General features: G+C 59.6%; 16 protein-coding genes and 1 pseudogene. 10 read left to right on the forward strand and 7 right to left on the reverse strand.

Going from position 1 to position 13,352, the window contains the following annotated elements:
• The first annotated feature begins 108 nt into the window (after nucleotides 1-108).
• The 3 genes from IVB22_RS15240 (at nucleotide 109) to IVB22_RS15250 (ending at nucleotide 3,717) form a co-directional block, all read left to right on the forward strand.
• Complete coding sequence (locus IVB22_RS15240; protein WP_247518141.1) at nucleotides 109-1,191, forward strand: helix-turn-helix transcriptional regulator; 1,083 nt, start codon at nucleotides 109-111, stop codon at nucleotides 1,189-1,191.
• 175 nt (nucleotides 1,192-1,366) lie between these two features.
• A complete protein-coding gene (locus IVB22_RS15245) occupies nucleotides 1,367-2,062 on the forward strand; it encodes a hypothetical protein (protein WP_247518142.1) in 696 nt (231 codons plus the stop codon).
• Between the two features lie 38 nt (nucleotides 2,063-2,100).
• A complete protein-coding gene (locus IVB22_RS15250; RefSeq protein ID WP_247518143.1) occupies nucleotides 2,101-3,717 on the forward strand; it encodes a DUF1254 domain-containing protein in 1,617 nt (538 codons plus the stop codon).
• A gap of 34 nt (nucleotides 3,718-3,751) precedes the next feature.
• On the opposite strand, the gene IVB22_RS15255 is transcribed toward IVB22_RS15250, so the two are convergent.
• Nucleotides 3,752-3,931, reverse strand: a complete 180-nt coding sequence (locus IVB22_RS15255; protein WP_247518144.1) for a hypothetical protein — start codon at nucleotides 3,929-3,931, stop codon at nucleotides 3,752-3,754.
• On the opposite strand from IVB22_RS15255, the gene IVB22_RS15260 reads away from it, so the two are divergent.
• From IVB22_RS15260 to IVB22_RS15290, 7 genes are all read left to right on the forward strand, one after another.
• Nucleotides 3,930-4,649 (forward strand): DUF2092 domain-containing protein, encoded by a 720-nt coding sequence (locus IVB22_RS15260; protein WP_247518145.1) that lies wholly within the window; start codon nucleotides 3,930-3,932, stop codon nucleotides 4,647-4,649. The genes IVB22_RS15255 and IVB22_RS15260 overlap by 2 nt on opposite strands.
• Nucleotides 4,646-4,954, forward strand: coding sequence for a hypothetical protein (locus tag IVB22_RS15265; RefSeq protein ID WP_374207535.1), 309 nt, complete (start codon nucleotides 4,646-4,648; stop codon nucleotides 4,952-4,954). Before IVB22_RS15260 ends, IVB22_RS15265 begins: the two co-directional genes overlap by 4 nt.
• A gap of 84 nt (nucleotides 4,955-5,038) precedes the next feature.
• Nucleotides 5,039-5,395 (forward strand): HdeA/HdeB family chaperone, encoded by a 357-nt coding sequence (locus IVB22_RS15270; protein WP_247518146.1) that lies wholly within the window; start codon nucleotides 5,039-5,041, stop codon nucleotides 5,393-5,395.
• A 57-nt stretch (nucleotides 5,396-5,452) separates the two neighbouring features.
• Nucleotides 5,453-6,562: an HlyD family secretion protein gene (locus IVB22_RS15275; protein ID WP_247518147.1), complete on the forward strand. Its 1,110-nt coding sequence runs from the start codon at nucleotides 5,453-5,455 to the stop codon at nucleotides 6,560-6,562.
• 90 nt (nucleotides 6,563-6,652) lie between these two features.
• Nucleotides 6,653-7,135, forward strand: a complete 483-nt coding sequence (locus IVB22_RS15280; protein ID WP_247518148.1) for a DUF992 domain-containing protein — start codon at nucleotides 6,653-6,655, stop codon at nucleotides 7,133-7,135.
• Nucleotides 7,136-7,218: 83 nt separating this feature from the next.
• Entirely contained in the window at nucleotides 7,219-7,686 is a 468-nt protein-coding gene (locus IVB22_RS15285) for a cysteine rich repeat-containing protein (RefSeq protein WP_247518149.1), read from the forward strand.
• 52 nt (nucleotides 7,687-7,738) lie between these two features.
• Nucleotides 7,739-8,809: a transporter gene (locus IVB22_RS15290; RefSeq protein WP_247518150.1), complete on the forward strand. Its 1,071-nt coding sequence runs from the start codon at nucleotides 7,739-7,741 to the stop codon at nucleotides 8,807-8,809.
• 224 nt (nucleotides 8,810-9,033) lie between these two features.
• Here the strand turns inward: IVB22_RS15290 and IVB22_RS15295 are convergent.
• The 6 genes and pseudogenes from IVB22_RS15295 to IVB22_RS15320 all read right to left on the reverse strand — a co-directional run.
• A pseudogene (locus IVB22_RS15295) lies at nucleotides 9,034-9,379 on the reverse strand (strawberry notch-like NTP hydrolase domain-containing protein); the annotation flags it as partial.
• Nucleotides 9,380-9,578: 199 nt separating this feature from the next.
• The gene (locus tag IVB22_RS15300) at nucleotides 9,579-10,172 is read right to left on the reverse strand and encodes a YeeE/YedE thiosulfate transporter family protein (RefSeq protein WP_247518151.1); all 594 of its coding nucleotides are present in this window, start codon (nucleotides 10,170-10,172) and stop codon (nucleotides 9,579-9,581) included.
• 3 nt (nucleotides 10,173-10,175) lie between these two features.
• The gene (locus IVB22_RS15305) at nucleotides 10,176-10,781 is read right to left on the reverse strand and encodes a YeeE/YedE thiosulfate transporter family protein (protein WP_247518152.1); all 606 of its coding nucleotides are present in this window, start codon (nucleotides 10,779-10,781) and stop codon (nucleotides 10,176-10,178) included.
• Complete coding sequence (locus tag IVB22_RS15310; protein ID WP_247518153.1) at nucleotides 10,778-12,178, reverse strand: MBL fold metallo-hydrolase; 1,401 nt, start codon at nucleotides 12,176-12,178, stop codon at nucleotides 10,778-10,780. The genes IVB22_RS15305 and IVB22_RS15310 overlap by 4 nt, the downstream gene beginning before the upstream one ends.
• Nucleotides 12,179-12,191: 13 nt before the next feature.
• Nucleotides 12,192-12,737, reverse strand: coding sequence for a YeeE/YedE thiosulfate transporter family protein (locus IVB22_RS15315; RefSeq protein ID WP_247518154.1), 546 nt, complete (start codon nucleotides 12,735-12,737; stop codon nucleotides 12,192-12,194).
• Nucleotides 12,730-13,269 (reverse strand): YeeE/YedE thiosulfate transporter family protein, encoded by a 540-nt coding sequence (locus IVB22_RS15320; protein WP_247518155.1) that lies wholly within the window; start codon nucleotides 13,267-13,269, stop codon nucleotides 12,730-12,732. The genes IVB22_RS15315 and IVB22_RS15320 overlap by 8 nt, the downstream gene beginning before the upstream one ends.
• Nucleotides 13,270-13,352: the final 83 nt, after the last annotated feature.

Below are 13,352 nucleotides of genomic sequence, written 5' to 3' on the forward strand. Positions count from 1 at the left end.
CATCGTGCACTATTTTAGCGAGTGCACAACTTCCAAAGGTTGTGTAAACTAAAGCTGTCGGCTGGGGCACGTAGCAGCATTTTTAAGACTGGAATGGAGCCATCGGTCGTGATCGCCACACCTCAGGCCCGCGCCAGTGCTTATTTTCCCTTTATACACTTCCTGGAGAACATCGGCGCATCATTCGAGCGCTTCCTTGACAAGGAGTTGGTCACTGCTATCGCGCGCGAGGATCACGAGACTTTGATCCCTGTCCATTTGGCGCATGCCTTTCTGGACAAGGGAGCTCAATTGGCCGGGCTTTCTGATTTTGGTTTTGTTGTCGGCGAGCACGCGCGCGTAGCGGCTCTTGGCGCATTCGGTCGCAGCTTGCTCAGGTCGCTGACCTTGCATGATGCGCTCGGCAAGCTTCGCTCCAGCTTTGCTCTTTACAGTTCGGCTGAACGAATCTGGTGGTATCGGTCCGATGGCAAAATTTACATCTGCCACGCCTACGTCCGAAAGACGGGTGCCGGCAGCCGCCATGGACAACAATGCGCGCTCCTGCTGTTGCGAGACCTCGTAAGACTCGCAGCCGGGCCGAACTGGCAGCCCAAAGAAGTCCTCTCTATAAATCCGCTCCTTGACGCCGCTCCGATGACGGAGGTGTTCGACGGCGCAGAGGTAAGACACTCGAAATTCTGTGGTTTCGCCTTTCCGCAGGAGTTCATGACACTCTCCTATCGTTTCCAGGATGACGCCGCCCGCTGCTGCGAGTTTGATCCGAAGAATTTCGAGGCGTCGGCACCTGCGACCGATTTCGTCGGCTCGATCCGACAAGTGATTGCGGCCCTGATGAAACAAGGAAAATGCGAACTTTCTCAGGTCGCGAATGCGATCGGGATAAAACCCCGGACGCTGCAGCGGCGTCTTTCGCAGGCTCATGAGGAGTATTCAGAAGTCCTCGCGAGTCTCCGCCTTGAAACGGCGTTCCGGCTTATGAACGACCCCGGCCGGCGGCTGATCGATATTGCCTATGAACTTGGTTACGCGGATCCGTCGAATTTTACTCGGGCCTTCCGCGGTTGGACGGGCGTTACACCCTCGCAATTCCGGCAGCTACGCAAGGAAGGAGAACGGATTCGGCTCCCACGCGATCTGACTTGCTCCTGTCGCGAAATGACAAGACGGGTTAGAGGGGGCCGCGTATGAACCTCGAATCAGCTGAGGACTGTGAGGTCGTTTTCGCCTCAGTGGTGATTCTCTGCCAACATTTCACGACGGGGAACTGACGTGAATTGAGTGCAGCGAGACGGCAGCATTGCGAGCTCCGACGTCGGCAAGGTTTTGCCGCCATACGATCTCCGACACATCGATAGGGGAAAAAATGACGATTCTTCGAACCGCTCTCCTCGCCATTTCGGCAGCCGGCTTGCTCGGCGCTCCCGAACGCCTTCTTGCGCAATCGACGGCCGAGACCAAACCCCACGTTCCATTGGAAAAATCTATCGGGCAGGCAAAGCCGGAAGTCGTTCCATCGCTATTCGTTCTCAATTCGAGGGGCGCAAGCCTGAAGGACGGCAAGCTTGTGCTGACCGGCGTTTCTCCCAACGCCATCGTATTTGCGGATCGTCCCGTCCGGGCTGCGGGTCATGATCTAACAACTCGCATCGTGGAGGATTGGGGCAGTGGAAGCGACAATTTTGCCCAGGATCCGCCCAACGCCACGATCTCGGGCTTCAAGAAAGACGGTTCAGCCGTTCTCGATGCTGTGGTCGTATTGAAGTCTCCTAAACTGGAGGCTGACAAGCTGACTTTCGACGTCACCGTCCTGGAAGGCGACCTTGCGGGAGCCGACGGGCCTGCATCGGTTTTCATCGACATCATCGGGCGGCCGTTCACGCCACTGTCGTTCGCAGGTGTTGCACGACGGACGGCCTGGCGAGGGGCGTTCTACCGCGGCGCCGCAGTCGCTGCGGGAGCGGCGGCCATCGGAGCCGCGGCCTACGGCGCTTACGGCTATCCGCCGCCCGCCTATTATCGCCCGCCCTGCGGGGCGTATCCCTATCCACCTTGCTACTGAGAAAGATTATTCCAGCACAATTATTCAGTGAGGCGACGATGAGAAATTTTTTCGCTAGCTATCTCGTACCGGCCCTGACTTTGGCGACGCTGGCATGCCCCGGCATCGCGGCGGCTCAGACACCAATCCCCCCCTCGCTCACCACGCCGGACCGGGTCGAGTCTCGCCTTGGACCGCTCGAATTCAAGGACGGCGCCCCAAGCAAAGCGACCCGCGAGAAAGTCTTCGATAATCTCGACTACACATACGCATTTCGCGCCTTCATGGACAACATGCGAGGCGTCAGCATCCATGCCCTGCGTAAGGGCATGATGGATATCGGGGTCAAGGCCAATGAAGTCCTCGTCTTCTCGGAGCTAATGGATGCCAAATCGCTATTTCTGACGGCCAACGCCGACACGATCTACGTCATGGGCTTTCTCGATCTTACCAAGGGGCCGGTGGTGCTGGAGACCCCGCCCAAGTTTCTTGGCGCCGTGCAGGATGCCTGGTTCCGCTGGGTCACAGATATTGGCGCCCCCGGTCCCGACCGCGGCGAGGGCGGCAAGTATCTGATCGTTCCGCCGGATTACGAGGGTACGTTGCCGGAAGGCGGGTTCTTTGTCGCGCGCGCCCGCACCAACTCCATCGTGTGGTTCGGCCGGTCGTTCCTCGAGAACAAGAGCGATCCGAAACCCGCGGTCGAGACAATCCGAAAGTTCACCAAGGTCTACCCATACGAGCCCGGCGGCGTCGGCACGCCGATTGCCGAATTCCTGGCGGGCAAAGCCAAGCTCGGGCGGGTCACGCCGCCGCCACCGACCGTGTTCCACGAAGGCAGCGGCAAGGTGATGAACACCATTCCGCCCACCGATTGGACCTATTTCGAGATGCTGAACGAAGTAGTGCAAAGCGAGCCAGCCACTTCGCTCGATCCCGAGCTGATGGGACCGATCGCCGCCATCGGCATCGTCAAGGGCAAGCCGTTCGCACCCGATGCGCGAATGAAGAAGATCATGACCGAAGCGCTCGCGGTCGCCAACGCCACGTCGCGGAGCCTGGTCATGTTCACGCGCGACCCGAGCTGGTTCTACTACCCGGGCTCGAGCTGGGTGAACTACCTGTTCGAGACCGGGTACGAGTTTGAGACGCCAATCCCGATGATCACACGTGAGGGCGTCAAGCCCTTCCCGGAAACGGGCTACCGGACGATGGACGCGCGCAGCAACTTCTTCTACGCCGTTACCGGCATCACGCCTGCGATGGCCATGCGCCTCCCCGGCATTGGCTCGACCTATCTCTGGACCACGCTGGACGCGGACAAGCAGTACCTCGATGGCGCCAAGACCTACAAGGTCACCCTGCCCAAGGGCATTCCGGAAGAGAACTTCTGGTCGTTCACCGTTTACGACAACATGACGCGCTCGATGCTCGACACGCCGCAGCGTTACCCGCGAGCCGGCAGCCAGAGCTATCCATCGCCGGCCGCCGAACCAAACGCCGACGGCTCAACGACAATCTACTTCGGGCCAACCCAGCCTGCCGGAGTGAAGCGCGGCAACTGGATTCAGACCGATCCGAAGAAAGGCTGGTTTACCGTCTTGCGCCTCTACAGCCCGCTGCCGCCGTTCTTCGAAAAAACCTGGCGGCTGAGCGAGCTCGAACTGGTACGCTGAGGCCATATCGATCCATAGTCACGCTTTCGAGCGGTCACATGGAGCGTATCGGGCAAGAAAATTCGGCCGATACGCGATCTGAAAGCGATTTGGCCGCTGAACAAACAAAGGGAAAGGCGATGAAGAAGCAGGACGCAGCAGACAACTCGATCGGCCGAGTGGCCCGATGGCCGATTTTGGTCAGCACGATCTTGACTATGGGCATTTCGCTCATGCCCGAGGCTCGGGCGCAAGGCGGCGACGCCGAAAAGATTCTTAAGGCGATGTCGGACTACGTTGCGAGCCAGAACACGGTGTCGGTCACGTTCGACTCCGATATCGAGGTGATTACATCCAGCCTGCAGAAAATCCAGTTCACGAGTTCGGGCCAGGTGCAGCTGAGCCGTCCTGACAAGCTTCGCGCCAGCCGCACGGGCGGATACCGTGACATCGAGATCGTGTTCGACGGCAAGATCCTCACCGTGAACAACAAGGACAGCAAGGATTATGCCCAGATCGATGCCCCCGGGACGGCCGATCAACTGATCGACATATTGCGTGACAAGCACGGCGTCGTCGCTCCGGGTGCCGATCTGCTGCTTCCCAACGTCTATGACGTCATGATGGCCGACGTTATCGAAGGCGCTGTGATCGGCAAGGGCGTCATCGATGGCGTCGAATGCGATCATTTGGCGTTCCGTAACACGGAAACCGACTGGCAGATATGGATCGAGTCCGGCGCCAAGCCGATCCCGCGCAAATACGTGATTACCAGCAAGGGCATCGGCGAGGCGCCGCAATACACGCTGCGCATCAAGGATTGGAAGACAGGCCTGCCGGCGGATGCCTTTGCGTTCAAGCCGGATACATCCGCCAAGAAGATCTCGCTCGGCGATCTCGGTGACATCGATGAAGTGCCGCAGGGCATTGCGAAGACAGGAGCAAAGAAATGACCGAGATGCCGAAAACGTTCTTCCATTTGTCGATAGCGACCATTCTTTGCGGAGCAGCCTTGTTGTGGAACGGGCAATTGCCGCTGGATCCGCAATCATCGCTGCTTTCGTCCGCCGAAGCCCGGATCGGGCGCCCGCTGACGCCGATGAGTTATGCCGGGGTCGCCAGGCGGACTACGCGCCGGGCCGTGGCGGTAGGGGCGGTTGCGGCTGGTGCAGCGGTCGTGGCGGCGCCGGTGGTGGTCGCGCCCGCCTGCAGGCAGGTAGTGGACGTCTATGGGCGAATCGCTACGGTTTGCCGCTGAAGCTTCGCGGGAGCGCGGCGTCGTCGCGCTCCCTGTCAGTAACCGACCGGGCTTTTGAATTGGCCGCTACGCAAGGGAAAGATGATGCGCCCAGAGAAACTGATCGTGAACGCAATAGCTATTATTCTAGCGGCTCCGGCGTTTGCCCAGGTGGAGCTCAAAACCTATGCGGATCGCAACGGCTATCTCGACGTCCAGAAGCTGACCTGCGCTCAACTGGCAAACACCTTTCAGGAGGACGCTGATTATCTTACTACCTGGTACAGCGGATGGTACAACGGTCTCGCCCAAAAGCACTTGATGGAGGTGAATCGCGCTAAATCGCTGGAGCACGAGGTCATCGTCCACTGCAAGGAAAATCCCGGCAAGAAGATTATCGAAGCCATTGACGTGGTCTTCAAGGAGTACAGAGCTGAGAAGGGCATTAGAATGAAGCAGTGATCGAATTTCGCCGTTAGTGAGGTCTGATGCAGGCAATTTCGATCCAGGAGTTCATTCTTGCTGATTATTTTGACGCTCTACTTGATGCTGGTATGGCTCATCTTCTCCAGGCTCAAACTCCTGAGATGGGGTTGGGCTTCCGGCACCGTTGCGGTGTTGATCGGCGCCTTCATCCTCTCGGTGTTCCTGGCGATGTTCAATTACCTGACGCCGTCGGGCAGTTTTGTCGTGGGCTCGCGAGTGGCCGAGGTCGCGCCCAACATCTCCGGCCAGGTGACCGTGATTCCGGTTCGTCCCAACGTCCCGGTGAAGGCGGGGACGACATTGTTCCGCATCGACCCGACACCGTTCCAGTACAAGGTTGATCAACTCGAGGCTTCGCTAGCTGGGGCCAAACAGCAGGTCCTGCAGCTCAGGGCCAGTTACGAGCAGGCGAGCGCCAATGCCGAAGGGCTGAGCAAGCAGCTCGACTTCAACACAAAGCGGCTCGCCGACATTCAAAGGCTGACCGGTGAAGGAGCTCAAACCCTGTTCCGCGAGCAGGATACACAGGTCCAGGTTGAGACCGTCAGCGCGCAGTTGATCGCAGCCAAGGCGGCGCAGCAAAGCGCCAAGCTCGCCATGGATGCCGAAATCGGCGGCGTCAACACCACCGTGGCCCAGATCCAGGCCCAGCTCGGCAATGGCAAATGGGAGCTCGAACAGACGACCGTTCGCGCGCCCGGCGACGGCTATGTCACGGCCATGGCCCTGTCCGCCGGTGATCGGGCAACACAGGCGAAGGCCGTGATGTCATTCATCTTCACCAATGAAATCACGATCCTCGGGATGTTCTCACCCAACGGGTTCCGGACCATCAAGCCCGGCGCGAAGGTCAAGCTCGTGTTCGACGATGATCCCGGCCGCATCTACCATGCGACGATCGCGGGAATCCCGCAGGGCACGGGAGAGGGGCAGATCGCGGTTTCCGGAACGCTGGCGCGCGCAAGCTCGATCCGCGGCGCAAAGACCTATCCGGCGGTCATTTCCATCCCGCAGGACATCGACCGCAGCGGGCTGAGACTCGGTATGCCCGGCACGGCAACCGTGTTCTCGGAGAACGCCGGCGTCATCGGCCTGATCATGTCGATCCTGGTTTGGGTGAGTTCATATGCAGCATACCTTTGACGGCCTCACAGCTACCGCGCAGCAGCGGCGATCCGGGCCGGCCGATGAGATTTGCTGCGCCGGCATATTCCAGAAAGCGGGAATCAGCTCATGTTGAGATATCTCATTGCGCTGGCGGTCATGGCGATCGCCGCGGTGTTGGCCGTCCCGGCAATCGCCCAGCAGCCGCCCGGAACGAGCGTGGGTACGCTTACCTGCAAGATGGCGCCCTCGATCGGCTTGATCTTTGGATCCCGGCAACGGATGGCCTGCCGTTTCGCTCCCAGCGGTCCGTATCCGCCTGAGGCCTATGTCGGCGTTCTCGGCACCATAGGTCTTGATGTCGGCATCACGGCGGGCGGCGTTATGGCGTGGGGCGTATTTGCGCCCACGACCGGGCCGATGCAAGGAGGCCTTGCCGGCGCATATACCGGGGTGAGCGGCGCGATCGGCGTCGGTGTCGGCGTCGGCGCCAACCTCCTGTTTGGCGGAACGGGGCGTTCGATCGCCCTGCAGCCGCTCTCGGTCGAAGGCTCGGTTGGAATCAATCTGTCCCTCGGCGTCTCAAATCTCACGCTCGCTTTGGCACAATGAGCATGTCGGCGATCAGCACCCATCAGCCACCCTTCGACTTTGACGAAGCCGCTGGTCCGAAGTCAGTCATTAGAGGACGTGCGATGAAAACCACACTGCGTTTGCTGTACAGAGCAGGATTGTTGTCATTGTTGGCCGTTCTCCTGGCCGGGCCCGCATCCGCGCAAACGGATATCGGCAAAAAGGTTCTGGAAAAACTGACCGCCAGAATAGCAAAGCTCGAGAGCGCCTGCGCCCAGGATATCAAAACATACTGCAGTACTGTGACGCCCGGAGAGGGACGGATGATCTATTGCATGCACGCGCATGAGGACAAGATCGATCCCAAATGCGCGTTCGAGCTGGGCGACGCTGCTTCGAGCGTGCAGGCTGCGGCGGACAGCCTGAAGGATGCGGTTATTGCCTGCAAGTCCGAGATAACCGGCGTGTGTGGAAAGACGGTGCCGGGCGAGGGCCGGATCGCCGCATGTTTGCTGACGAATAAATCGGCAGCATCGAGCGGCTGTGTGGCCGCCATTCAAAGAATCGAAGCCATCGCGGCGGACCCATGATCGTGAAACGAGCTCAGGTGGGCCACCAACTCTCTAGCCATTGGGGGCAATAATGACGCGAAATACATCCAGACAGGAGTTCCGCCGCCGGCTCGTTGGCTCAAGTCTCAGCGCGGCCATTGCGCTGATCGGTGCGATGTCCGGGCCAGTCTATGCCGACGAAGGCGGCGTTTCATACTGGCTTCCCGGCCGCTTCAGCAGCCTTGCGGCGACCCCTCAGGTCCCCGGCTGGTCGATGGCGGAGGTTTACTATCACACCAGTGTGAGTGCCTTCGGCAGCACCGCAGCTGCCAGGGAGATCCACGTCGGCAGAATCCCGGCCACGGTGAACGTCGACCTGAACCTCCGTCTGAATGCGCAGGCGGATCTCGTGCTGCTCAATCCCACCTACACGTTCGCCACGCCGGTGCTGGGCGGGCAGTTCGCCATCGGCATAACCGGATTGTTCGGGAGGTCGAGCGCGGATCTTGCCGGAACGCTGACCGCGGCCATTGGCCCTTTGGCAGTGACGCGTACGGGCAGTTTCGGCGATTCGATCACCTCGGTCGGCGACCTCTACCCACAGGCCACGCTCAAGTGGAACGCCGGCGTACACAATTTCATGACTTACGTGACGGGCGATATTCCGGTCGGCGCTTACAGCCCGACCCGCCTCGCCAATCTCGGCATTGGTCACGCCGCGATCGATGCCGGCGGCGGATACACCTACTTCAATCCGCAAGCCGGCCATGAGTTTTCGGCTGTTGCGGGCTTCACCTACAATTTCAAGAATCAGGATACGCAGTACCAAAACGGCATCGACTTCCACGTCGATTGGGGCGCCTCCCAGTTTCTGTCCAAGCAGGTTCTCATTGGCCTAGTGGGCTACGCCTATCAACAGGTCACCGATGATTTCGGCCAGCACCCTGTGCTAGGCGGTTTTCGATCCCGCGTACTCGGCGTCGGTCCTCAGGTCGGCCTTCTGTTTCCGGTGGGCGACATGCAAGGCTATCTGAACCTGAAAGGATACGGTGAATTCGCCGCGGAGAACCGTCCGGCTGGCTGGAATACGTGGCTGACGTTCTCGATCTCTCCGATGGCGCCAACCAGCACTGTGACGCCAACACGACGGATAACGAAGTAACCGCGGTCGAATCGGCCGTGAGGAAAGCGAGACCTTTCAGCCTGTCCTAAGCGCCGCCTCGAAAGACTTTGGCTGGCCAAGCCCATCGACTTCACCTTGCTCCGGTTGGAGATCGAGGGCTTATACAGGGCCGCGCCAGCGAACTGATCAGACGATCCTGCTTCTGGTACTTTGCGTCCGATTGCTGCGAAGCGGAAATTGGTCAGCTATCGGGGGGCATAGCGGGTAGCCGAGACGTAGACAATGCGCGCGTTCGGCAGCGCATGCTGAAGGCGAAGTCCCGCGCGGCCCTGCTGAGACGCGGCCTGGTCGCCGCGTTCACCCTTGCCGCCTGCGGCATTCTGCATCGCGTGAGACTCGTCGAAGATAATGACACCGTCGAAGTCGGCGCCCAACCATTCCACGACCTGTTTGACCCGCGAAACCTTCTCGTCGCGCGTCGGATCGCAACGTGGCGTAGGTGGTGAAAAGGACGCCCTGCTCCAGACGGACCGGCGTGCCCTGGCGGAAGCGTGACAACGGCGTGACCAGCAGCCGTTCAATGCCGAGCGCCGACCAGTCGCCCTGGGCGTGGCGATGCCCATTGCCAACACCGCCATCTGGAACGCGGAAAGTCCAGAACTCTGACCCACCATCATGTTCTGCGCCAAAGCGGTAGGAGCGTGGCAAACGAGGAGCAAGATGTCCGCCGTCTACAAGATCAAATTAAAGATGTTAGTTAGCACTGTCCGACATTGTCTTGGTCCGGCCGTTCGTTCCGCCAGTTGCTTCAGCGCGCGCTCAAGGTCTCAAGAACAACCAGAAAGCCGGCCAATACACCTGCGGCTGATACGACTACCACACCCCTGGAGACAGGCAGCACGTTATACAAGGTCAACTTCCCGAGGTTACCCCATTTTTCGACTGTCTGTTTCAGGGTCCCGGAGATCTCGGCATAGAGCCACGATCCAGCCACGAGTCCGGCCATGCCAAAAAGAGCGTCCCAGCTTCCCTGGCCAACGGCAGCGGCGGCCGTGCCGGGACAATAGCCGATAAGCGCGAATCCAAACCCAAAGAGTAGGCCTCCGATGATGTTCGGAGCAAGTTTCGTTGGCTTGGTATGAAGGTTGACCTTCGCGAAGTGATGCAGAGTAAAAATGCCGATCATGCCCACGACGATAGCCGTCAGCATGATCTTCACAACGGTCCAGTCCTGAAACAAGAGCTGACCGATGAGAATGTGGTAGGTGCCGACGCCGCCCTTTTGCAGCAGGAATCCGAACACGAATCCGAATGCGATGCCGCCTGCGATCAGCGCGACGGGCGCCGTCGGTGTCGGTTTGGTGAGCTTTGATTTCTTGACGGATTTGCCAGGATCAAGCATCGCCTAGATCCGAAACATCAGGTTGGCGACGACGGCGCCGCCGATAAAGAAGCAAATCACGGCGATCCAGGAGGCGACGTTCAGCTGCAGCGTGCCGCTGATACCATGCCCGCTAGTACAGCCTCCGGCGAGCCGGGCGCCGAATGCCATCAGCACTCCGCCACCAAATGCAAATGCCGCTCTCAACGCCAGACTGTCACCGAAGCGGGCGCGCCACATCTCCGGTACCCATTCGTTGACGAAGCCACCTCCCGTCAGGGCCGCAGCAGCGGCGCCAGCAATTGCGGCGAGGACGAAGGCAAACTCCCAATTCAACTTCGGGGGATTGCTCTTGTAGTAATCGAGCTCCTCGGTGTGCTTTGGCGCCACCGCCTTACCCAGCATTCCAGCGACGGTCGCATAGAACGAAGAGGCGCCGATCGGCTTGTCGGAAAAGTAGAATGTGAGCCAAGACAAGACGCCAATTCCGGCTCCCACCAGATAGGGAGACCAAGCGGGATCGGGATAATTGCGGGCGTCGAGAGCCGGCTCGATCGCCATTGCTGCTTCGGAGGAGGCGGCGACGGCTACGATTGCTAAGGCGAACAGCCCGAGAATGCGCCTGCTCATCCGATCTGCCCGTCGATCGGCAGACCGGCTTTCTTCCAGGCCTGCCAGCTTCCCGGCACATTGCTGACGTCGGCGAATCCCTCCTGCTTCAGGATGCTGGTGGCGATGCTGGCCCGGTATCCGCTGTCGCAATAGGCGGCAATGGGGCTTTCCCGATCGAACTCATCCACCTTTTCTCGTAGTTCAGGGAGAAAGATGTGCCGTGCGCCCGGCACGTGCCCTGATTTCCACTCGCTCGGCGCGCGAACATCGATGATCTGCAGCGCGCCATTAGCCTTGTGCACCTCATGAACGGTCTTTTGATCGATGTCTGCCAGTTCGAAACCGGCATTGTCCCAGCTCTTCATGCCGCCCGCGAGATAGCCCGCAAATTTCGCATAGCCGGTTCGGATAAACAACTTCACCACCTTCTCAAGATCGGCGTCGCTATCCAACACGAGAAGGAGCGGCTTCTCAGGATCGAGCAGCCAGCCAGCCCAGATCGACAGCATGGGCGTTCCGCCGATGTTGAGGGCGCCGGCAATGTGGCCGCCACCAAAGCCGAGCATGGTCCGCGTATCGACCAGGACCCCAGCGTCCTCCTTGATGGCCTGTTTGAACGTCTTGGGTGGCAGACCCGGCACACGCGGAAGGTGGCCGAGCACTTCCGGGCCCTTTGCATTGATCTTCTTCATCAGCGGATAATATTTGGGGACTGGCGGAGCTGTGCTGAGCGCGTAGTCTGTGAACGACTTCACATCCTGAAATTGCATAAACGGATTGTAACGCCGTTCGTATCCGATGGTGCTTTCCAGACGATCGCCAATGTCGGCGCCGCACGGAGACCCGTGACCGTGAGCTGGGTAGATTATAACGCTATCGGGGAGCTTCAGGTAAAAGTCGCGAAGGGTGTGGAATTGCTGTTCGGCGAGCTTCTTGGTCTCGTTTGAACCGAGAAGGTCGGGACGCCCCGCCGAATCGACGAATAGGGAATCGCCGGTCAGCACTCCCCAAGGAGTGTCGGCGTATTTCTTCTCGGCGATCAGGTAGGAGACGTGCTCTGGCGTGTGGCCCGGGGTGTGTTTGATCGTTAGGACTGTTTCGCCAAACGTAAACTGATCGCCGTCTTTGAGCTGTTCGGGTTCGAAGCCGTAGCGCGCGCCGCCCTCGTAGCTGGCATAGACCTTCGCCGATCCAACGCGATCGCACAGCTCGCGCGCACCGCTAACCAGATCGGCGTGGATGTGCGTTTCGAAGATGTGAGTGATTGACAAGCTCTTGGAGCGGGCGAGCTCGATGTATTTGTCAACGTCGGGCGTTGGATCGATCACCGCGGCCACGCCTTGGCTGTCATCGCCCAACAGGTATGAGAGCTCTGCAATACCTTCAGTCAGGATGCGTTCGAAAACCAGTGGCATGGCATAGTCCTTTTTAGTGCTGTTCCGCGCGTCTCTGGACGAGCGCAGCTAATAGAAGCGCAGCGAAGGCGAGAGCGCCGGCGAATACCCAGGGCGAGAGACCCGTCACAGCAGGCAAGGTCACTTCGCCGAGATTTCCAATTCCGTTCACCAGGCCCTGAAGCGCGGGGAATACAGCGACATAGATCAGAGCGCCCGCCAGCATGCCGACAACCCCGACCATGGCATCGCGCCGGCCTTCGCCGCACGCGGCAACGCTGGTGCCCGGGCAATAGCCAAAGATTGCCATGCCGGTCCCGAACAGGATCGCACCGACGATTACCCCGCCGAACGCCGCCGGCTTGATGCTGAGCGACGCCCACCCCATTGCAACCATGATCCAGACACCGACCGCTCCGACGGCGACGGCAGTCAGCATGACCTTGAACACCGTCCAATCTTTCAGAAGAAACTGGCCGACGATCACCCGAAACTTGGCGACACGGCCTTTCTGAAGGAGAAAGCCAAATGCGATCCCGGTGATAAATCCGAGCATGAGCTTGTAGGGTGAATCAAACATGGTCGCGCGCCTCTCGTCCGTAGAGAAGAAACGTCACGACAGTGCCTGCGGCGAACAGAAGGATCACAAAGATCCAGCTGGACAAGGCGAGTTGTAAGGCTCCCGATATGCCGTGACCGCTGGTGCAGCCCTGTGCCAGCCGGGCTCCGAACATCATCAATGCGCCGCCGAAGAACGCAGCAGCGAGCCGCTTGGGCGCGCTGGGGCCAAAGCGCCATTCCCAGAGCGGCGGAACGGTTCGTTCAGTCCGATCGTTGCTCGCCCGGGCGCTGAGCCAGGCTCCTGCAAAGACACCGACCACCAGCATCCACTCCCAATCGATTTTGGGCGTCTTGCCGTCCTTCTTCTTGGCCTGCAGGTAGGGTTCGGCAAGTTCGGGCGTGGCGGCTTTTTCCGTGAGCGCCGCGGTGTATTCAAACGCGGACGTGATTCCGATCGGCTTGTTCGCCGTTGCGAAGGCAAACCAGCTAAGCACGCCGATTCCGATGCCGACGATATAGGGAGACCAGGATTTTCGCCTGAAGAAGCGCATGACGACCTACTCGAAGGCGATAGCCGTCATTAAACGCTGATCCCGGGGCCCAGTTCCGGAGTGCAGCCAAAATCGTAGGGTGC

Origin of the sequence: Bradyrhizobium sp. 190 (assembly GCF_023073415.1) — a bacterium.
In the GTDB taxonomy this organism is placed as follows: Bacteria; Pseudomonadota; Alphaproteobacteria; order Rhizobiales; family Xanthobacteraceae; genus Bradyrhizobium.

Bases quoted from the DNA above. Each gene is read 5' to 3' on its own strand.
- IVB22_RS15280 (WP_247518148.1), top strand. From the start codon at position 6,653: ATGTTGAGATATCTCATTGCGCTGGCGGTCATGGCGATCGCCGCGGTG.
- IVB22_RS15245 (WP_247518142.1), top strand. From the start codon at position 1,367: ATGACGATTCTTCGAACCGCTCTCCTCGCCATTTCGGCAGCCGGCTTG.
- IVB22_RS15265 (WP_374207535.1), top strand. From the start codon at position 4,646: ATGACCGAGATGCCGAAAACGTTCTTCCATTTGTCGATAGCGACCATT.
- IVB22_RS15315 (WP_247518154.1), bottom strand. From the start codon at position 12,737: ATGTTTGATTCACCCTACAAGCTCATGCTCGGATTTATCACCGGGATC.
- IVB22_RS15305 (WP_247518152.1), bottom strand. From the start codon at position 10,781: ATGAGCAGGCGCATTCTCGGGCTGTTCGCCTTAGCAATCGTAGCCGTC.
- IVB22_RS15270 (WP_247518146.1), top strand. From the start codon at position 5,039: ATGCGCCCAGAGAAACTGATCGTGAACGCAATAGCTATTATTCTAGCG.
- IVB22_RS15250 (WP_247518143.1), top strand. From the start codon at position 2,101: ATGAGAAATTTTTTCGCTAGCTATCTCGTACCGGCCCTGACTTTGGCG.
- IVB22_RS15320 (WP_247518155.1), bottom strand. From the start codon at position 13,269: ATGCGCTTCTTCAGGCGAAAATCCTGGTCTCCCTATATCGTCGGCATC.
- IVB22_RS15310 (WP_247518153.1), bottom strand. From the start codon at position 12,178: ATGCCACTGGTTTTCGAACGCATCCTGACTGAAGGTATTGCAGAGCTC.
- IVB22_RS15300 (WP_247518151.1), bottom strand. From the start codon at position 10,172: ATGCTTGATCCTGGCAAATCCGTCAAGAAATCAAAGCTCACCAAACCG.
- IVB22_RS15285 (WP_247518149.1), top strand. From the start codon at position 7,219: ATGAAAACCACACTGCGTTTGCTGTACAGAGCAGGATTGTTGTCATTG.
- IVB22_RS15260 (WP_247518145.1), top strand. From the start codon at position 3,930: ATGCCCGAGGCTCGGGCGCAAGGCGGCGACGCCGAAAAGATTCTTAAG.
- IVB22_RS15290 (WP_247518150.1), top strand. From the start codon at position 7,739: ATGACGCGAAATACATCCAGACAGGAGTTCCGCCGCCGGCTCGTTGGC.
- IVB22_RS15255 (WP_247518144.1), bottom strand. From the start codon at position 3,931: ATGAGCGAAATGCCCATAGTCAAGATCGTGCTGACCAAAATCGGCCAT.